The organism is Microbispora rosea (genome assembly GCF_900156315.1).
GTDB lineage: Bacteria > Actinomycetota > Actinomycetes > Streptosporangiales > Streptosporangiaceae > Microbispora > Microbispora rosea.
The window spans coordinates 127216-145572 of the sequence record NZ_FTNI01000003.1; the positions used below are offsets into that span (position 1 = coordinate 127216).

An 18357-nucleotide genomic window follows, 5' to 3' on the forward strand; every position below is an offset into this window, starting at 1 on the left:
AGGAGCCGCACCGATGGCCCGGACCGACCTCGACGCGCTCACGCTGAACGCGCTCACCCTGGAGCAGAAGGCCTCGCTGCTGTCGGGCCGGGATTTCTGGACGACCAAACCGCTCGATGAGGCCGGGATTCCGTCCATCACGCTGTGCGACGGGCCGCACGGCGTACGCCGCGAGGCCGGCGGCTCCGACCACCTCGGCCTGAACGAGAGCATTCCCGCCACCTGCTTCCCGCCCGCGGCCGCGGTCGGGTCGAGCTGGGACCCCGAAGTGGCCGCCCGGATCGGCGCCGCGGTCGGCCGGGAGGGCCGGGCCCTCGGCGTGGCGGTCGTGCTCGGCCCCGGCGTGAACATCAAGCGCTCGCCGCTGTGCGGGCGCAACTTCGAGTACTACTCGGAAGATCCCCTGCTCTCGGGCGTGCTGGCGGCGGCGCACGTCGCCGCGCTGCAGGCCGAGGGACCCGGCGCGTCGGTCAAGCACTTCGCGGCCAACAACCAGGAGACCGACCGCATGCGGGTCAGCGCCGACGTGGACGAGCGCACGCTGCGTGAGATCTACTTCCCCGCGTTCGAGCGGGTGGTCACCCAGGCGCGGCCCGCCACGGTGATGTGCTCCTACAATCGCGTCAACGGCGTCCACGCCTCGCAGAACCGGTGGCTGCTCACCGACGTCCTGCGCCGCGAGTGGGGCTTCAACGGCGTGGTCGTCTCCGACTGGGGCGCGGTCCAGGACCGGGTCGCCGCGCTGGCCGCGGGCCTGGACCTCGAGATGCCCGGGACCGGCGGCGCGAGCGACCGGCGCATCGTGGACGCCGTCCGCGCGGGCGACCTCGACGAGGCCGTGGTGAACGCGAGCGTGCGCCGCGTCGTCGCCCTCACCGAGCGCCACAGCGGCGTCTCCGGCGCGTTCGACGCCGACGCCCATCACGCGCTCGCCCGCGAGCTCGCCGCAGAATGCGCCGTGCTGCTCAAGAACGAGGACGGCACGCTCCCCCTCTCGGCGGAGGCCCGCATCGCCGTGATCGGCGAGTTCGCCGCCAGGCCCCGGTTCCAGGGCGGCGGCAGTTCCCACATCAACGCCACCCGGGTCGACGCGGCGCTCGACGCGATCCGCGCCCTCGCCCCGGACGTCGCCTACGCCCAGGGGTTCTCTCTGGACGGATCGGGCGACGCGCGGGAGCTGCGCGAGGCGGCGGCCGAGGCCGCGGCGTCCGCCGACGTCGCGGTCGTCTTCGCCGGCCTGGGCGAGCGGGAGGAGTCGGAGGGCTTCGACCGGGACACGATCGACCTGCCCGCCGTCCAGGTCGAGCTGATCCGCGCCGTCGCCGCCGCGGCCCGCCGTACGGTGGTCGTCCTGTCCAACGGCGGCGTCGTCTCCCTGGAGGGCTGGCACGACGACGTGGACGCCGTGCTGGAGGGCTGGCTGCTCGGCCAGGCGGGCGGCTCCGCCGTCGCCGACCTTCTCTTCGGCGTCGTGAACCCCTCAGGGCGCCTCGCCGAGAGCATCCCGATGCGGCTGAAGGACACCCCGAGCTACCTCAACTTCCCCGGCGAGGCCGGGCACGTGCGCTACGGCGAGGGCGTCATGGTCGGCTACCGCTACTACGAGACGGTCGAGCTGCCCGTGCGCTACCCCTTCGGCCACGGCCTGAGCTACACGACGTTCGCGGTCGAGGGCCTCACCGTCACCCGTACGGGCGACGACAGGGCGGCCGTCACGGTGAGGGTGACCAACACCGGCGATCGGGCGGGCAAGCACGTGGTGCAGGTCTACGTGTCCACCGCCGCCGGCCCCGTACGGCGGCCCGCGCGGGAGCTGCGGGCCTTCACGAAGGTCTCCCTCGCCCCCGGCGAGTCGCGCACGGTCACCCTCCGGCTCGACCGGCGGGCGTTCGCGTACTACGACGTCCAGCTCGGCCGGTGGGTCGTCGCGCCGGGCGACTACACGATCCAGATCGGCGAGAACGCCTCGTCCGTCGTGGCCGAGACGACGATCGGTCTCGGCGGCGACTCCGTCGTCCCCGTGGTGTCGCTCGACTCCACGCTCGGCGAGTGGCTCTCCCATCCGCTCGCCGGGCCCGCTCTCCTGCGCGTCCTCACCGGCGGGAAGAGCAAGCGGCCCGAGGAGGACGACGAGAACGGGCTGCGGATGGCCTCGTCGATGCCGATGGGACGGTTCCTGACCTTCGCCGGCATCGACATCCCCCACGCGACCCTGCGGGAACTGGTGGCACTGGGCGGGTCGGACGGCGCGGCGGCCTGAGCCACCGGGCGTCGGCGGGGAACGGGAAGCGGCCGGTCAGCCGATGCCGACGGTCTGCCGCTCGGGCTCGATCACGACCACGACGCGCTCCTGCCCCCGAGGGTAGGGCGCACCGGTGTACTTCGTGGCCAGCCGGTCGACGATCTCCCACGCCGCGTCGCCCTCGAGCCATTCGACGGCCCTGCCCCGGACGACGACGGGCTCGAACGGGTTGTCCGCAGGCGCGACGGACAGCGCCATGCGGGGGTCGCGGCGGAGGTTGCGCGCCTTACGCGTGCCCGGGCCGGTGAACAAGACGATCCGGTCGCCCTGGGTGCCGACGTAGACGGGAGCGGTGTGGGGCGAGCCGTCCGGGAGGACGGTGGCGAGATGCGCGATCGAAGCGCCGTCGAGCACGCGGCGCACGTCGGGGTCGAGCATGGGTGCACTCCTTCGGGGGTTGTTTTCGGCGCGCCACACGACGTGGCCGGCGACGAGCGGTGATGACGAGGGTCAGCGGGCCACTTCGTAGTGGAGGTGGGTCACGCCGGGCGCCGGGACGGCCTCCACCAGACAGAGACGCACGTGCTTCGGGAGCTCCTGGAAGAAGCGGCGCCCGGAGCCCAGCAGAACGGGCACCTGGTGGAGGATCACCTCGTCGACCAGGTCCGCTTCCAGCGCGGCCGTCAGCACGCCGCCGCCCATGAGCGCGACGTCCCTGCCCTCGGCCGCCTCGCGTGCCGCCGCGATCGCGTCCTCGATGCCGGTGGTGACCAGGGTCTGCCTCTCGCTGATCTCGGGCGCCGCCCGACGGCTGAGGACGAACAGCCGGGCCGCCGGGTGCGGGCTGCCGCCGCCGAAGCGGTCGGAGTCCTCGTAGGTGTTGCGCCCTGCCACGACCGCACCGACGCGCCCGGCGAGGGTGTCGAAGATCCGGGCGCTGGGCCCGCTCAGCTTGAACCCGTCGAACACGCCGCTGGGCGTGTCGCCGTCGAAGTACCAGTCGAACAGCATCGGCGCGTCGCCCAGCCCGCGTCCGGCGCCCGGGTCGCGTCCGGTGATGTACCCGTCGACCGACACCGCGTGGGCGCTGAAGACCTTGCTCATCTCGCCGACTCCCTTTTCGAGTTCCTTGAAGAGACTCCATGACCGTAACAGCCAAAGTTCCTTAAGGGAACCCCAATTGCTAGACTGGGTTCATGCAACGCACGAAGTTCGGGGAGATGGCCTGTTCCATCGCGCGCACCCTCGACGTGATCGGAGAGCCGTGGTCGCCGCTGATCCTGCGTGATGTGTGGGTAGGCATGACTCGGTTCGACCAGCTCCAGGCCGACCTCGGGATCTCGCGCAAGGTGCTGACCGAGCGGCTCGCCCACCTCGTCGACCAGGGCGTGCTCGAGCGCCGCCCCTACGACCGGCGGCCGCGCTACGAGTACCACCTGACCGCCAAGGGCGCCGAGCTGGTCGACCTGCTCATGGTCATGGCCGGCTGGGGGGACCGCTGGCTCGCGGGCGAGGCCGGGCCGCCGGTGCTCTACCGCCACCACGCGTGCGGTGAGATCAGCCATGCCGAGCTGCGCTGCGCCCACTGCGGCGAGCCGATGCACGGCGGTGACGTCGATCCGCTGCCGGGCCCGGGCGCGGCCGCCTGACCGAGGCGGTTCCCACCGAGCAGGTCGTCACCCGGCCGCTCGCGCCCGGCGCGGATGTGACCGGCGAAGCAAGCGGCGAACCCGGCCTGCCCCCGGCGGCCGGTCAGCCGAGCCGTTGGGCCCTGCCGAGCAGCCGCTGGGCCACCACGACCAGGGCGAGGAACAGGCCGCTGACCACCTGCTGGAAGGCCGACGTCAGGTTGCCCACCTGGTTGATCAGGCTCTGGATCACCCCGAGCAGCAGCACACCGGCGATGGTGCCGGTGATGCCGCCCGCTCCCCCGGTAAGCAGCGTGCCGCCGATCACCACCGCGGCGATCACGTCGAGTTCCAGGCCGATGCCGAGGATCGTGACGCCGGAGGAGAGCCGGGCCGCGTTCAGCACCCCGGCGAGGCCCGCGAGCAGGCCCGACATCAGGTAGACGTAGACCTTCGTCCGCGCCACCGGCACGCCCATCAGCGCGGCCCCCGGCTCGTTGCCCCCGACCGCGTAGACGTTCTGGCCGAAGGCCGTCCTCTGGAGCAGGACCATGGCGACCACCGCCAGGAGCGCCGTTATGTACACCGGCCAGGTAAGGCCGAAGAGACCGCCCTGCCCGAGCCGCGCGAACGCGGAGTCCTTCACCAGGTAGGTGGTGGCACCCTCATCGGAGATCGCCAGCATCAGCCCGCGCACGCCCAGCAGCCCGGCCAGGGTGACGATGAACGGCGCCATGCCCGTCCTTGCGATGAGCAGCCCCTGGAGGAGCCCGACCAGTCCGCACGCGGCGAGCGGCAGCGCCAGTGCGACGAACAGCCCATACTGCGAGCCGTACGCCGCGAGGACCCCGCCGAACACGAACAGCGACCCCACCGACAGGTCGATGCCGCCACTGATGATCACGAAGGTCATGCCGATCGCGATGATCGCGGTGAAGGAGGAGGAGACGAGGACACTGGCGGCGTTGCCCGCGGTGGCGAAGGAGTCGAAGGCGACGCTGCCGACGATGACCAGCGCCGCCAGCACCATCAGCGCGCCGTGCTGCTGGAGGACGCGGCTCACCTGCTCGCGTCCGGGCGATCCGGTCATCGGGTTCCTCGCTCCCTGGTGGCGTAAACGGCGGCCAGAATGATGACCGCCTGCACGATCTGCGTCCACGACTGCGGCAGGTTGTGCTTGATGAGGGTGGCCGACAGCAGCTGCATGAGCAGCGCGCCCATGACCGTGCTGAGCACCCGGATCCGTCCGCCGCTCAGCGGCGTGCCGCCCACCACCACCGCCGTGATGGCCGACAGCTCGATGAACAGGCCGAGCGAGGTCGGATCGCTCGCCTGCAGCCGCGCGGTCGCGAGCACCCCGGCCAGCGCGGCCAGCACCCCGGAGATCACGTAGACCAGCAGCAGCACCCGGCGGACGGGCAGCCCGGACAGCTCGCTGGCCGCGCGGTTGCCGCCGATCGCGACCACCTGCCTGCCGAACGTCGTCCTGCGGACCAGGAACGCCGTCAGCAGCGTCAGCACGGCCGCGATGACCACGATGACCGGCACGCCGGACAGCGAGCTGCTGCCGAGCGCGATCAGGTCGGGGTTGCGGAACTCGACGAGCTGCGGCACGAGCACGTTGGCCAGGCCCCGGACGCCGACCAGCAGCGCGAGCGTGGCCACGATCGGCTGCACGCCCACGTAGGCGACCAGCGCGCCGCCCGCCGTCCCGGCCACCGCGCCGCCGGCGAGGGCGACCAGCAGCGCCGGCCACGCGCCGTACCCCAGGTAGAGCGCGACGAGCGCGGCGGCCAGCGACATTACCGAGCCGACCGACAGATCGATGCCCTGGGTGCCGATGACCAGCGCCATGCCGAGCGACACGATCACGATCGGGGCGACCTGCACGAGCTGCGTGCGGAAGTTCGCCACGTCGAGGAAGTGGGGGGTGAACAGCACGTTGAACAGCAGCAGGACGCCGACCGCCGCGTAGACGCCGTACTCCTGCGCCCAGGCGAGCACCCGCCGTCCGGGCGGTGCGACCGCTTCAGCCATCGGACTCCGCTCCTCGTTCGGCGATGGACGTCATGATCGTGTCCTCCGTGACGTCGTCGCCGGACAGCTCGCCGACGACGGCGCCCTCGCGCAGCACCAGGATCCGGTCGGCGCCCTCCACCAGTTCCTCCAGGTCAGACGAGATCAGTAACACGCCCAGGCCCTCTTCGGCCAGCTCGTCCACGAGGGCCTGCACTTCGGCCTTCGCGCCGACGTCGATGCCGCGGGTGGGCTCGTCCAGCAGGAGGATCTTCGGCCGGATGGCGAGCCACCGCGCGAGCAGGACCTTCTGCTGGTTGCCGCCGGACAGTTCCTGCACCGGCTGGTGCGGCGAGGCCGCCTTGATCCTGAGCCGGCGCATGAACACCTCGACGACCTTGTCGATCTTGGCGTCGGAGACGACGCCGGCCCGCGACAGCGACGGCAGGGCCGCGAGCGCGATGTTCTCCCTGACCGACAGCGCCGGGATGATGCCTTCGGCCTTGCGGTCCTCTGGCAGCAGGCCGACCCCGGCCCTGATCGCCGCCGTGGTCGAGCCGGTGCGCAGCGGCAGGCCGGCCACGACCACCCGGCCCGCGTCCAGCGGAAGCGCGCCGACGATCCCCTTGGCCGTCTCGCTGCGGCCCGCTCCCAGCAGCCCGCCGAGGCCGACGACCTCCCCCGGCCACACCGAGACGTCCACCCCGCGCAGGACCTGCCGCCGGGTCAGTCCCTCGGCCCGTACGGCGGGCTGGGCGCCGTCCCGTTCACGGGCATGGCGGCGGTCGCGGGAGAACCGGGTCAGGCCGCCGGTCCTGACCTCGTCGAGGTCGCGGCCGAGCATCAGGGCGATGAGCTTCAGCCGTTCGAGCTCGGCGAGCGGGCCCGTGTGCGCGACCCTGCCGTCACGCAGCACCGTCACCCGGTCGCACACCTCGTACAGCTCGTCGAGCCGGTGGCTGACGTAGACGACGGCGATGCCGTCGTCCCTCAGCCTCCTGATCACCGAGAACAGCGTCTCGACCTCGCGCGGCTCCAGGGACGAGGTGGGCTCGTCCATGATGACCACGCGGGCGTCGATCGCCACGGCCCTGGCCAGGGCGACCATCTGCTGGACGCCCATTCCGAAGGTGCGCAGCGGGCGGCGTACGTCGGTGACGACGCCGTATCCGGCGAGGATCCGCTCCGCCTCGCCGTACATCCTGGCGGTGTCGATGACGCCCAGGCGTCCGCGCGGCTCGCGCCCCAGCATGAGGTTGCGGGCCACGCTCATCATCGGGACGAGGTTGACCTCCTGGTAGATGGTCGAGATCCCGGCGCGCTGCGCGTCGAGCGGCGTCCCGAAGGCCACCGGCGAACCGTTGTAGATCAGATCACCGCCGTCCGGGCGGTGGACGCCGGTGAAGACCTTGATCAGCGTGGACTTGCCCGCGCCGTTCTCTCCCACGAGGGCGTGCACCTCGCCGGGGAGGAGGGCGAGGGACACGCCGTCGAGGGCCACCACGCCGGGAAAGCGCTTGCTGATCCGCCTGGCCTCGAGCACCGGTGCAGCGGACTGGCTCAATGAGTTCCCTTCCTCGGACGGGCCTGCGCGCGCCCGCGCGCGCAGGCCCGGGACGCACGCGGGCTTTCGCGGCGTCCGTTACGGGCTGTGGCAGGTCAGTAGGCCTCGCCGAGGGACGCCTCGGCGTTGGATCCGTCGTATTCGCGGTCGGAGATGATGACCTTGTCCGGGATCGGCTCGCCGTCGAGGAACTTCCGCGCGGTCTCGAAGGCGAGCGGCCCGAACCTGGGGTTGGACTCGACGACCGCGTGCAGCCAGCCGTCGGCGATGGCCTGGACGGCGCTGCGGGTGCCGTCGACCGAGACGATCTTTATGGCGCCCGGGTCCTTGCCCGCACCCTTCAGCGCGGTCACCGCGCCCAGCGCCATCTCGTCGTTCTCGGCGTAGATGCCGTTGATGTCCGGGTTGGACTGGATGAGCTGTTCGGTGACCTGCTGACCCTTCTCCCGGGCGAACTCACCGGTCTGCTCGAAGGAGATCTGGATGTCGGACGCCTTCTCCTTGATCCGGTCCTTGAAGCCGTTGGTGCGCTCGGTGGTGACGTTGTTGCCGGGGGCGCCGAGCAGGATCGCCACCTTGCCCTTGCCGCTCAGCGCGTTGATCATCTGGTCGGCGGCCCGCTTGCCCTGCTCATAGAAGTCGGAGCCGATGAACGTCAGGTAGTCGCTGCACGGCTTGGCGTTGATCTTGCGGTCGACCGTGATGATCGGGATCTTCTTGGCGGCGGCCTGCTGGAGCACCGGCTCCCAGCCGTCGGAGTTCAGCGGCGCGATGACGAGCAGCTTCACGCCCTGGGCGATGAGCTGCTGCACGTCGGTGATCTGCTTGGAGAACTGCGACTGCGCGTTGGTGACCTTGAGGGCGGCGATGCCGAGCTTGGCCGCCTCGTCCTTGATGGACTTGGTCTCCGCGATGCGGAACGGGTTGGCCTCCTTCTCCGACTGGGAGAAGCCGACCGTTGCGGTCTTCAGGTCGAACTTCGTGCCGCCGAACTGGTCGAGCGTGCAGGTCGGGCCGGCCGAGCCCGCCGGGGTCTGCACCACCTGCTGCTGCGCGGACGCCGCCTCGCCGGGGCCCGCGGTGGCCTGGGTCTCCGACTTGGCGCAGCCGGCCGCGCCGAGCAGCACGGCGAGGGCGACGAGGGCCGTGCGGGGATGTGCCTTCATGATGGTCCTTCTTGCGGTCGGGGGTCCCGCGGCGGGTCCTGCGGTCCGGAGGATGACACGCCGTGGGGGGTGGGGGTGGCGGCCCGGACGTGTCGTCCGGGCCGCCGTGGCGGCCGGGCCGGGGGTCATCGGGCCCAGGCCGGAGGGAATCAGGCGCAGGAAGGGAGGATCTCCGCGGTGAGCGCCGTGTTGGCGTCGTGGACGCGCTTGACGTCCGGCTTGGTCACGGCTCTGTCGTAGGTCATCAGGCCGTTGATCTCGGTCTCCACGTCGGTCGTCTGGGTGTAGACGGCCGCGCTCAGGCCGTTGCAGGCGTGCAGCCTGCGCAGGGCGTCGTCCATCTCCAGGAAGCGCTTGGTCAGCGCCTCGGAGTCGGCCTCGACCGCGTAGCCCCAGCCGCCGCCGGTCCAGGTGTGGCCGACCACCGGCAGGGCGAGCCCGCCGTACTCGCCGAGCACCGACGCCCGGAAGAAGCCCGGCTGGCCGGGGCTGCCGGGCCCGGGATAGATGTGGTAGTCCATCACGTCGCCGTTGCCGCCGTCCTGGGAGCCGCAGCAGTTGATGCCGCTCATGTTGTCCACGAGCCGGGAGGGGTCGAGGCTCTCCACGTAGTCGGCGATCCTGGAGACGTCGTACTGGCCCCAGCTCTCGTTGAACGGCACCCACATCACGATCGACGGGCTGCTGCGGTGCTGGTCCACCATCTCCCGCAGCTCGCTCTCGAACTGCTGCTTGTCGGCCGCGCTCGGCGAGCCGTTCGTCGACGGCATGTCCTGCCAGACGAGCAGGCCCAGCTTGTCGGCGTACGCGTACCAGCGGTCGGACTCGACCTTCATGTGCTTGCGCACCATGTTGAAGCCGAGTGCCTTGGTCTGCTCCAGGTCGTAGCGCAGGGCCTCGTCGGTGGGCGCGGTGTAGATGCCGTCCGGCCAGTAGCCCTGGTCGAGCGGGCCGAACTGGAAGACCGGCGCGCCGTTGAGCAGGACCCGGGTCGTGCCGTTCACCCGGCCGACCGAGATAGAGCGCATGCCGAAGTAGCTCTCCACCCTGTCGCCGCCCTTGAGCTCGACCGTGAGGTCGTACAGGTAGGGGTCGTCGGGCGTCCAGAGGTGCGGGTCCGGGATCGGCACGGCCAGTTCCTTGCCGGCGGGGCCGCTGACCTTGCCGATGACGCGTTCGCCGGCGCGGGCGGTGACGACGGCGGTGGCGTCGCCGCTCGCTCTGACCTTCACCCGCAGGGACTGGCCGAGCACCTCGGGGATCGTGTCCACGGCCTCGATGTGGGTCCTGCCGACGGGCTCCATCCAGACCGTCTGCCAGATGCCGGAGGCCGGGGTGTACCAGATGCCGCCCGGAGTCAGGGTCTGCTTGCCCTTGGGCTGGCCGCCGGCGCCGGTCGCGTCGCTCACGCCCACGACCAGCTCCTGCCGGCCCTTCCCGGTCAGCGCGTCGGTCACGTCGACGGTGAATCTGTCGTAACCGCCCTTGTGCGTGCCGACCTGCTTGCCGTTCACGTAGACGACCGACTCGTAGTCCACGGCGTCGAGGTGGAGCAGGACGCGGTCCTTCTTCCAGGGGGCCGGCACCTCGAAGGTGCGGCGATACCACATGCGGTCCTCGTGGCGGCCGATGCCGGACAGGCTCGATTCCACCGGGTAGGGCACGACGATCCGCTCGGCGAGGTCGCGGCCGAAGGGCGGCGCCTCACCCTCCTCGGCGGCGGCGAACTGCCAGGTGCCGTTGAGGTTCTGCCAGCGGTCGCGGACGAGCTGCGGGCGGGGGTATTCGGGCAGCGGGTGGTTCCCGTCCACCTTGTCGGACCAGCGGGTCTTCAGCACATAGGTGGACGCGTTGGTCACCGGGACCCACGTGAACGCCTCGATCGCGCTGCCGTCCGCCTCGGTGAGGCCGCCCTTGCCGTCGTAGGAGGCCCGGATGTCGGCGGCGAGGCGCGGGATCGGGAAGGCGAGCTTCAGCTTGATCTTGCTGGTGCCGTCGAGGGTGGCCGACTGGATCGTCCACTTCGTGCCGGCGACCGTCAGGCCGAAGTGCTCGGCGGCGCCGGCGGGCAGCGCCGCGAGCGCGGTGTCGCCGAAGTCGAGGGTGGCGGTGTCCCCCGCCGCGTCGAGGGCGGCGCTGTCAGGCCCCGGCGGGTCGAAGCCCTCGGGCAGGTAGAACGCCTCCGCGGGCACGGCCTGCTTGGGCTGGCTGGCGCTCTGCCAGCGCAGGTGGAGGTTCGCGCCGCCGTAGTGCTCGAAGTACTCGACCTTGACGTCGTACTTCCGGCCCGCCTCCAGGGTGATCGGGGCGCCGGTCTGCTCCTTGTCCCAGTCGTCCACCCAGTGGTCGATGACGAGGGTGTCGTCCACCCAGAGCCGGAAGCCGTTGTCTCCGGTGATCGAGAAGGTGTACGCCTCGGAGTACGCGGGCTGGATGCGGCCCGTCCACCGCACGGTGACGTCGTCCTCCCGCCCGGTCAGCGAGGTGAAGACCGGGTTGAGGTCGGGCAGCTCGAGATCCGGATCGATCACGGTGGCCTTGAGCTGGGCGAAGTCGAACTTGCCGGCCGCCGAGGACAGGTAGTAGTCGCCGCGCAGGCCGTGGCGCTCGGCGCCTGCGGCGGTCGCGGGCCCCTGCCCCGCGACCTGCCAGACGGCGCCGAGAACGACGGCCAGCAGTAAGAGGATGGGCTTTCTCACAGGGATCCTTTCCTGCGGGCAGGGGCGGGCGGACGCGCCGTACGGCGTGGCCGCGTCCGGCCGGCGACACTGTGCGCTCCGCACGGCGCGCCGGTGACCACCTGCCATGACGTGGGGGGAGGGTCGAGATCGGCGCCGCGGACGCTGGGAGCGCATTCCGAGCGGGACCGATCAGACTCGGACAGGATCGAGTCGGCTATGGCCCTCAAATAAGCACTGCGGAGGACAAGCGGTCAAGGGATCGGATCAAATTCGTTCATTTCCGGTCAGTCCTGCGGCACTTTGGCTGGTCGACTATGATCGGATCCGGTCACAGCGGAGGGTGGGGGCCGTGGTCGACACGGACAGCGACGGGCGTCGGCCCGTGTTCGCGGCCGAGCGCCGCCAGCGCATTCTGGAGTTGGTGCGGGCCAACGGGGCCGTCTCGCTGCGCGAGCTCGCCCATGCGGTGCAGTCGTCGGAGGTCACCGTGCGCCGCGACCTGCGCGCACTGGAGTCGGAGGGCCTGCTCAACCGGCACCACGGCGGCGCCACCCTGCCCGGCGACCTGAACAGGGAGGCCAGCTACGTCCAGAAGGCGACGCTCTCCTCGGCGGAGAAGTCGGCCATCGCGGACCTGGCCGCGTCGCTGGTGGAGGACGGGGACGCGATCGTCGTCGGCCCCGGGACCACCACGCAGGAGTTCGCCCGCAGGCTGAGCAGGCACACCGAGCTGGCCGTGGTGACCAACTCGCTGCTGGTCGCCCAGGCCCTCGCCGGCTTCCCGCGCATCGAGGTGATGCTGACGGGCGGCACGCTGCGCGGGCCGATCCTCGCCCTCGTCGGCAGCGCGGCCGAGCGGTCCCTCGCGGGGCTGCGCGTGCGCCGGGCCTTCATCTCCGGCAACGGGCTCACCGCCGACCGCGGCCTGTCGACCCCGAACATGCAGGTCGCCTGCGTCGACCAGGCACTGGCCGCAGCCGCGGAGGAGGTGGTCGTGCTGGCCGACCACACCAAGATCGGCATCGACGCGATGGTGCAGACCGTGTCGGCCGAGCAGATCGACCACCTGGTCACCGACGACGCCGCGCCGCGCGACGTGCTCGACGAGCTGGGAGGCAAGGGCGTCCGCCTGCACGTTGCTCAGATTTGATCGAATGTGACGGCCTCGTTACGGGTTTGTTTCCTACCAGGCTCACCATTCGAGGCGGAGGCAACCGTGCTGCAGGCCGCAGGTATTTGCAAGAGCTTTCAAGGCGCGCCCGCGCTCGACCACGTCACCCTGGCCCTGCGGGCCGGGGAGGTCCACGCGCTCGTCGGCGGCAACGGCGCGGGCAAGTCCACTCTGGTCAAGGTGCTTTCCGGGGTGTGCAGGCCGGACGCCGGCCGGCTGCGCCTCCTCGGAGAGGAGATCGCCCTCTCCTCCCCCGCCGAGGCGGCCCGGCTCGGGATCGCCACGATCCACCAGGACGCCGGGCTCGTCCCCACGATGAGCATCGCCGCCAACCTGTTCCTCGGCCGGGAGCCGCGCGGGCGCTTCGGCCTGATCGACTTCGCGGCCATGCACGCGCGGGCCGCCGAGCTGCTGTCCTCCTACGGCCTGCGCGCCGACCCTCGCCGGCCGCTCGGCTCGCTCGGCGACGGCGCGCGTCAGCTCGTGGCCCTCGCCCGGGCCGCGTCCGCGGACGCGCGGCTGGTCGTGATGGACGAGCCCGCCTCCGCCCTGGAGCGTGACGAGCTGGACGTCCTGTTCGGCGCGATCTCCCGGCTCCGCGACGAGGGCCGGGCGGTGCTGTACGTCACCCACCGGCTCGACGAGCTCTACGAGATCTGCGACCGGGTGACCGTGCTGCGTGAGGGGCGGGTGGTACACACCGGACCGCTCGCCGGCCTCGACCGCCGCAGGCTGGTCTCGCTCCTGCTCGGCCGGCCCTTCCACGCCGAGGGGGTGGACGCCGCCGCCGGCGAGCCCGCCGGCCCGCCCGCGGACGAGCCCCTGCTCCAAGCCCGGGGGCTGACCCGCCGCCACGTGCTCCGCGACGTCTCCCTGGCCCTGCGTACGGGGGAGGTGGTCGGCCTCGGCGGCCTGCGGGGCGCGGGGCGCAGTGAGACCGCGAAGGCGATCGCGGGCGCGCTGCGGGTGGACGCCGGCCAGGTGACGATCGCGGGCGCGCCCGCGGGCAAGTGGTCGATCAGGAACGCGATCCGCGCCGGCGTCGGGCTCGTGCCGGAGAACCGCCGGGTCGAGGGCATCGTGCCGGCCCTGTCGGTCCGCGACAACATCGCGCTGGCCGCGCTCCCCCGCCTGTCGCGGGCGGGGATCGTCTCCGACGCGCACCTGGACCGGATCGTCGCCACGTTCATGCGGCGGCTGGACATCCAGGCCGTCTCGCCCCGGCAGGCGGCCGGGGAGCTGTCCGGGGGCAACCAGCAGAAGGTGCTGCTGGCCCGCTGGCTCGCGATGCACCCGAAGGTGCTGCTGCTCGACGAACCCAGCCGGGGTGTCGACATCGCGACCAAGCTGGCCATGCGGTCACTCCTCGACGACCTGGCGGTGGACGGGCTGGCGATCCTGCTGATCTCTTCTGACGTGTCGGAACTGGTGGAGAACTGCGACAGCGTGGTGGTCCTGCGTGACGGCGCGGTCGTGGGCGAGCTATCCGGGCCCGAGGTCAGCGAGGACCGCATCATGGGCGCCCTCGCCGCCGGCTGAACCCCCGCCGCCGGCCCGGTGTCCGCCGCGGGCGCGCGCGGGGACATCCGACATTGCTGATTGTCGGATCGGATGGTCAAAAACGGCACTCGTGTCTTTAGGATGGACGTCGTTCCAAGCCGCGCACCGACCGAGCAGTGGAGGGCACAGCGTGCACGAGGAGCAGGCCCCCGCGTGGGTGGTGGACCCCGGCACGCCGAGCGTCGCCCGGATGTACGACTACTACCTGGGCGGCAAGGACAACTTCGCGGCCGACCGCCAGGCCGCCGAGAAGATCATCTCCATCCTGCCCAACGCCCGCGACGTCGCCCGGACCAACCGCGCCTTCCTCATGCGGGCCGTACGGCACCTGGCGCGCTCGGGCATCCGGCAGTTCCTCGACATCGGCACCGGGCTGCCGACGCAGGAGAACGTCCACCAGGTGGCGCAGGCCGAGGCGCCGGGGTCCCGGGTCGTCTACGTCGACAACGACCCGATCGTGCTCGCCCACGCACGCGCCCTGCTCGCCGACAACCCCCGGTCGATCGTGATCCACGGGGACATGCGGAACCCGGAGTCGGTCCTCGGCCACCCCGGCGTCCTGACCCACCTCGACTTCACCCGGCCGGTCGCCTTGATCATGCTGGCCGTCCTCCACTTCGTGACCGACGACGCGGAGGCGGCGCGGCTCGTCGGCGCGTTCCGCGAGCCGCTCGCCCCGGGCAGCCATCTCGTGGTCTCCCACATCACCCGGGGCGACCTGGACGAGGACGCGGTCAGGCGGGGCCGGGACGTCTACACCGGGACCACCGCGGGCGGCATCGTGCCGCGCACCGCGGCCCAGGTCCGCGGCTTCCTCGACGGCCTCCACGTGCTGGAGCCCGGCGTCGTTCCGCTCCACCTGTGGCGGCCCGAGACCGTGGAGCCCGCATGGAACGGCAAGCCGGGAGGCGACATCATCGGCGGGGTCGGCCTCGTACCCGGTGCCTGACCTGCGTCGCCTTCCGTCCGTGAGCGCAACGACCGCGGTGTGAACCCCGTGCGGCGCCGCGCGATCAGAGCGCCAGCGCGCGCTTCCGGGGCGCCGAGCGGTGCGCCGTACGGCGCCGCATCTCCGCGAGCACCTCAAGAGGGCTGGCCAGGAGCCTGGAGAAGGCCAGCTCCGCCGCGCCGACCAGCGTGACGTCGTCGCCGAGCGCCGACACCCGCAGCCGCACCTGCTCGCGGGAGATGACCATGGCGTTCGCCTCCACCCTGCGGCCGACCTGTGCGGCCGAGCCCGGGTACACGTCCCGCAGCATCCCCCCGAAGATCACTATCCCGGGGTTGAAGAGATTGATCAGGTTGGCCACGCCGATGCCCAGCCAGTCGCCGATCCGGTGCAGCGCCTCCTCGGCCGCAGCGTCCCCCCGTCCGGCGGCCTCCACCACGGCGCGTACGCCCTCGCGGCCGCTCAGCTCGCCCGAACGGCCCGCGGCCTCGATCAGGGCGTGCTCGCCGACCTCCGCCTCCAGGCAGCCGCGCGAGCCGCACATGCAGGGCCGCCCGTCGTACGGGTTCACCATCATGTGCCCGAGCTCGCACCCGTAGCCGCCGTCGCCGCCGAGCAGCCTGCCGCCGACGATGATCCCGCCGCCCACGCCGACGTCGCCGTGCAGGTAGATCAGGTTGTCGAAGCCGCGGCCGACGCCGCGGTCGCGCTCTGCCAGCGCGCCCAGGTGGGCCTCGTTGCCGACGAGCACCGGCAGGTTCAGCCGGGAGCCGAGCTCGACGCCGAACGCCTGGTCCACCCACCCGACGTACGGCCCGTATCGCACCGTCCCGTCGTCGGGCCGGATCATGCCGCAGTAGGCCGCGCCGACTCCGACGCACACCGAGCCCGGCCGGGCGCCCCGCCGCAGCTCGCGGCCGAAGCCCGCGAGCACGCCGACGACGTCCTCCAGGTCCGCGCCCGCGCGGTGCCTGACGGCCTCCCGGCGGTCGAGGATCTCGCCGCCCAGTCCCACGCGGGCCGCGACCAGGCGGTCGACCCGGACGTCGAAGGCCAGCACGTGCGCCCGGTCGCGCTCCGGGCGGACCACCAGCGACGGCCGGCCCGCCCTGCCGGTGTCTCCGGGAAGTTCCTCGCCGACCAGGCCGGCCGCGGACAGTTCGGCGGTCAGCGCCATGATCGTGCTGCGGTTCAGGCCCATCCGGTCGGCCAGTTCGGAACGGGAGAGGGCCCCGCCCAGGTGCACGTGCCGCAGCAGATCGCCCAGGTTGCGCCGGCGCATCTCCTCTTGGGACCGACCGGCTTTCGACATGGTGCGCAGATCCTGACGACTCGGAGGGGTTCCTCGTTGGCGGGCCGTGGACAGGAGGACAGGGCCGTGACCCCGTCCTCGTCTTGAGGTTACCAACGGAGTCGTCTGCGGCGGAGTCCCCGTCTACCGGCGCCCCCGCTCGCCCTGGTCCTCCGATCCCGCGCGCCCCCGGCTCGGTGCCGCCTGCGGGCCGGTCCCCCGCCGGTCCGCGGTGGCCGCCGCATGCCGGGACGCCGCTCCCGCACGTGTCGCCGCACCTCCCCGGCTCGCCGCCGCCGCACGGGTCGCCGTACGTCCACGGCTCGCCGCCGCCGCACGTGTCGCCGCTCTCGTTGTGGGCGGCGCCTGCGAGGCCGGGGCCGGGGGCGGCGCGGGTGAGGCCCCCGCGTAGGGCGTGCCGAGCGCCTGCGCGATGTCGCACGCCCGGTTGCCCCTGCACATCGCGTTCTGGATGCCGGTCCCGCCGTTCGCGAGGTTGATCGTGATCTGCTGCGTACCGCGGTTGGTCGTCGAACTCGAGGCGGTGAGCGCGGGCGGGGCCGCGTCCCCCTCGGTGTCCCTCTCGGTCCGCGTGGGCCGGAGCCCGGACTCATGGTGGCGGGGCGTCTCCCGTCCGGGGGTGCGCGTGGCCTCGGCGGCAGGGCCCGCGGCGGTGAGCGCCGCCACGACCGACGCACAGGCGAGGAGACCACGACCGATCTTCCTCATGGCCGTCCCGCCGTACCGCTGACACTTCATCGCGCGCTCCCGCCAGTCACCGCCGCAACGCTCCGGGCGGCCCCCTTTTCACCCGGGCGTTGTCAGGCTAGTGACGCGGTGGATTCCCGCGCCCGGCCCGCGCGGCGACTTACGGCATCATTGCCATATCAGTCAGCGCTGCCCCCATATTCGTGGAATCGACGACCGGCGCGTATTCGAACGCGATCACCAGCCATTGGAATTGATGGGCATGTTCTGCCAGATCTTGCACTTCCTCGGGCCGGGACCGCAGAAGGCGCCCTGGGTGCTGATGCGCCCGCCGTTCGTGATGCCGGTCTGCTGCTGGCCGATCATGAAGGTCGGGGCGAAGACGCCGTTGAGATTCTGGTTGAACTTGCCGTTGCCCGACTTGAGCTGCCGCGCCGTGGCCGTCCCGCCCGCCGCCACCTGGCCCCCGCCGTCCCCGTGACCGGTTGGCCTCATGGGAGTGCGGCGCGTGGACTGCGCGAACGCGCTCGCCCCCTGGACCGCGACGCTCCACGCCATCGCGGCCACGAGAGTGGCCAGCGTCAGGCGACGGGCCGTCAGAGCCCGAGATGTTCGGGAGCGGGACGTGCAGCGGCGAGACATCGTGGAACGCACCTACCTACCAAGGCCATGCGGCAATGGGCTTTCGTCGCGGACATAAGCAACGTCGACCTCATACCCCGCGTCATGGCCTCGGCCCCGCCGATGCCAAGCGCGGCATGGATGATGACGCATTTTTTGTCGCTATGCCGTCCGACCGGACATCACACGCCCAGGGCCTCAAATACCCCTCTTCGCATAAATCCGGAAATATAGGAATTTGCCGTATTCGGACCTCGGTCCGGCCTTCGCGGGGCTCATTCTCCGACGGCGTCGAGATAGACCCAGGCGCCTTCATGGCGGACGAAGCGACTCTGCTCCCGCATCTCGCCGGGCTGTCCCCCATAGGCGTAGCGGGCGCGGAAGGTGACGGTGCCGTCGGCGTGGATCGGGCTCCCGCCCGTGAACGCCTCGATCTCCAGCCCGGTCCACCGCATGCCCGGGTCGAAATCGACCCGCGCCGGACGGGTGGAGGGATGCCAGGTCCGCAGCAGGTACGCCTCGTCCTCGATCGCGAACGCGGAGAAGCGCGAGCGCATCAGCGCCTCGGCCGTCGGCGCGGGCCGTCCCGCGTGGAACCGGCCGCAGCAGTCGCCGTAGACGGCCGGCAGGCCACAGGGACAGGGCTCGCCGGCGCGCGGCGCACGGCGGTGACGAGAGGTGCGGCTCACCCCGCGAGGCTATCGTCCCCGGCGAGGCGCTCGCGGTTCAGCCGGGCCGAGGGCGAGGAGTCCCCCGTCGC

At 71.8% G+C, this 18357-nt stretch carries 16 protein-coding genes; 5 read left to right on the forward strand and 11 right to left on the reverse strand.

All coding sequences use genetic code 11. The annotated features are described in order from the left end of the window. The first annotated feature begins 13 nt into the window (after positions 1-13). Positions 14-2260, forward strand: coding sequence for a glycoside hydrolase family 3 C-terminal domain-containing protein (locus tag BXA11_RS05775; RefSeq protein WP_076433358.1), 2247 nt, complete (start codon positions 14-16; stop codon positions 2258-2260). Between the two features lie 36 nt (positions 2261-2296). Here BXA11_RS05775 and BXA11_RS05780 read toward each other — a convergent pair whose 3' ends face one another. Both BXA11_RS05780 and BXA11_RS05785 read right to left on the reverse strand, forming a co-directional pair. After that, positions 2297-2680, reverse strand: a complete 384-nt coding sequence (locus BXA11_RS05780) for a PPOX class F420-dependent oxidoreductase (protein ID WP_076433360.1) — start codon at positions 2678-2680, stop codon at positions 2297-2299. Positions 2681-2752: 72 nt separating this feature from the next. Continuing rightward, entirely contained in the window at positions 2753-3346 is a 594-nt protein-coding gene (locus BXA11_RS05785; protein WP_076433362.1) for a dihydrofolate reductase family protein, read from the reverse strand. Between the two features lie 92 nt (positions 3347-3438). Between BXA11_RS05785 and BXA11_RS05790 the strand changes: the two genes are divergently transcribed. Then, on the forward strand, positions 3439-3891 hold the full coding sequence (locus BXA11_RS05790) for a winged helix-turn-helix transcriptional regulator (protein ID WP_030505039.1): 453 nt from the start codon (positions 3439-3441) through the stop codon (positions 3889-3891). A gap of 103 nt (positions 3892-3994) precedes the next feature. Here the strand turns inward: BXA11_RS05790 and BXA11_RS05795 are convergent, their stop codons facing one another. The 5 genes from BXA11_RS05795 to BXA11_RS05815 form a co-directional block, all read right to left on the reverse strand. Beyond that, complete coding sequence (locus BXA11_RS05795; RefSeq protein WP_036404357.1) at positions 3995-4960, reverse strand: ABC transporter permease; 966 nt, start codon at positions 4958-4960, stop codon at positions 3995-3997. After that, on the reverse strand, positions 4957-5907 hold the full coding sequence (locus BXA11_RS05800; protein ID WP_030505041.1) for an ABC transporter permease: 951 nt from the start codon (positions 5905-5907) through the stop codon (positions 4957-4959). Before BXA11_RS05800 ends, BXA11_RS05795 begins: the two co-directional genes overlap by 4 nt. Further along, on the reverse strand, positions 5900-7429 hold the full coding sequence (locus BXA11_RS05805) for a sugar ABC transporter ATP-binding protein (protein WP_239104897.1): 1530 nt from the start codon (positions 7427-7429) through the stop codon (positions 5900-5902). The genes BXA11_RS05800 and BXA11_RS05805 overlap by 8 nt, the downstream gene beginning before the upstream one ends. Positions 7430-7545: 116 nt before the next feature. Further along, positions 7546-8616, reverse strand: coding sequence for an ABC transporter substrate-binding protein (locus BXA11_RS05810; protein ID WP_076433366.1), 1071 nt, complete (start codon positions 8614-8616; stop codon positions 7546-7548). 149 nt (positions 8617-8765) lie between these two features. Further along, entirely contained in the window at positions 8766-11315 is a 2550-nt protein-coding gene (locus BXA11_RS05815) for a PA14 domain-containing protein (protein ID WP_204053546.1), read from the reverse strand. Between the two features lie 331 nt (positions 11316-11646). Between BXA11_RS05815 and BXA11_RS05820 the strand changes: the two genes are divergently transcribed. From BXA11_RS05820 to BXA11_RS05830, 3 genes are all read left to right on the forward strand, one after another. Further along, entirely contained in the window at positions 11647-12447 is an 801-nt protein-coding gene (locus tag BXA11_RS05820; protein WP_239104898.1) for a DeoR/GlpR family DNA-binding transcription regulator, read from the forward strand. A 66-nt stretch (positions 12448-12513) separates the two neighbouring features. Next, complete coding sequence (locus tag BXA11_RS05825; RefSeq protein WP_239104899.1) at positions 12514-14007, forward strand: sugar ABC transporter ATP-binding protein; 1494 nt, start codon at positions 12514-12516, stop codon at positions 14005-14007. 151 nt (positions 14008-14158) lie between these two features. Beyond that, positions 14159-14977, forward strand: coding sequence for an SAM-dependent methyltransferase (locus tag BXA11_RS05830; RefSeq protein WP_076433370.1), 819 nt, complete (start codon positions 14159-14161; stop codon positions 14975-14977). 64 nt (positions 14978-15041) lie between these two features. On the opposite strand, the gene BXA11_RS05835 is transcribed toward BXA11_RS05830, so the two are convergent. The 4 genes from BXA11_RS05835 to BXA11_RS05850 all read right to left on the reverse strand — a co-directional run bounded on the left by BXA11_RS05835 (position 15042) and on the right by BXA11_RS05850 (position 18286). Further along, positions 15042-16289, reverse strand: a complete 1248-nt coding sequence (locus BXA11_RS05835) for an ROK family transcriptional regulator (protein WP_051761081.1) — start codon at positions 16287-16289, stop codon at positions 15042-15044. A 123-nt stretch (positions 16290-16412) separates the two neighbouring features. Beyond that, positions 16413-17027 (reverse strand): hypothetical protein, encoded by a 615-nt coding sequence (locus BXA11_RS41915; protein ID WP_143734104.1) that lies wholly within the window; start codon positions 17025-17027, stop codon positions 16413-16415. Positions 17028-17213: 186 nt separating this feature from the next. After that, positions 17214-17534: a hypothetical protein gene (locus BXA11_RS05845; RefSeq protein WP_143734105.1), complete on the reverse strand. Its 321-nt coding sequence runs from the start codon at positions 17532-17534 to the stop codon at positions 17214-17216. 338 nt (positions 17535-17872) lie between these two features. Next, the gene (locus BXA11_RS05850) at positions 17873-18286 is read right to left on the reverse strand and encodes a YchJ family protein (RefSeq protein WP_076433374.1); all 414 of its coding nucleotides are present in this window, start codon (positions 18284-18286) and stop codon (positions 17873-17875) included. Positions 18287-18357: the final 71 nt, after the last annotated feature.

Coding starts and splice junctions, on each gene's coding strand:
- BXA11_RS41915 (WP_143734104.1), bottom strand. CDS start 17,027: ATGAAGTGTCAGCGGTACGGCGGGACGGCCATGAGGAAGATCGGTCGT.
- BXA11_RS05790 (WP_030505039.1), top strand. CDS start 3,439: ATGCAACGCACGAAGTTCGGGGAGATGGCCTGTTCCATCGCGCGCACC.
- BXA11_RS05835 (WP_051761081.1), bottom strand. CDS start 16,289: ATGTCGAAAGCCGGTCGGTCCCAAGAGGAGATGCGCCGGCGCAACCTG.
- BXA11_RS05775 (WP_076433358.1), top strand. CDS start 14: ATGGCCCGGACCGACCTCGACGCGCTCACGCTGAACGCGCTCACCCTG.
- BXA11_RS05800 (WP_030505041.1), bottom strand. CDS start 5,907: ATGGCTGAAGCGGTCGCACCGCCCGGACGGCGGGTGCTCGCCTGGGCG.
- BXA11_RS05810 (WP_076433366.1), bottom strand. CDS start 8,616: ATGAAGGCACATCCCCGCACGGCCCTCGTCGCCCTCGCCGTGCTGCTC.
- BXA11_RS05785 (WP_076433362.1), bottom strand. CDS start 3,346: ATGAGCAAGGTCTTCAGCGCCCACGCGGTGTCGGTCGACGGGTACATC.
- BXA11_RS05795 (WP_036404357.1), bottom strand. CDS start 4,960: ATGACCGGATCGCCCGGACGCGAGCAGGTGAGCCGCGTCCTCCAGCAG.
- BXA11_RS05780 (WP_076433360.1), bottom strand. CDS start 2,680: ATGCTCGACCCCGACGTGCGCCGCGTGCTCGACGGCGCTTCGATCGCG.
- BXA11_RS05845 (WP_143734105.1), bottom strand. CDS start 17,534: ATGGCGTGGAGCGTCGCGGTCCAGGGGGCGAGCGCGTTCGCGCAGTCC.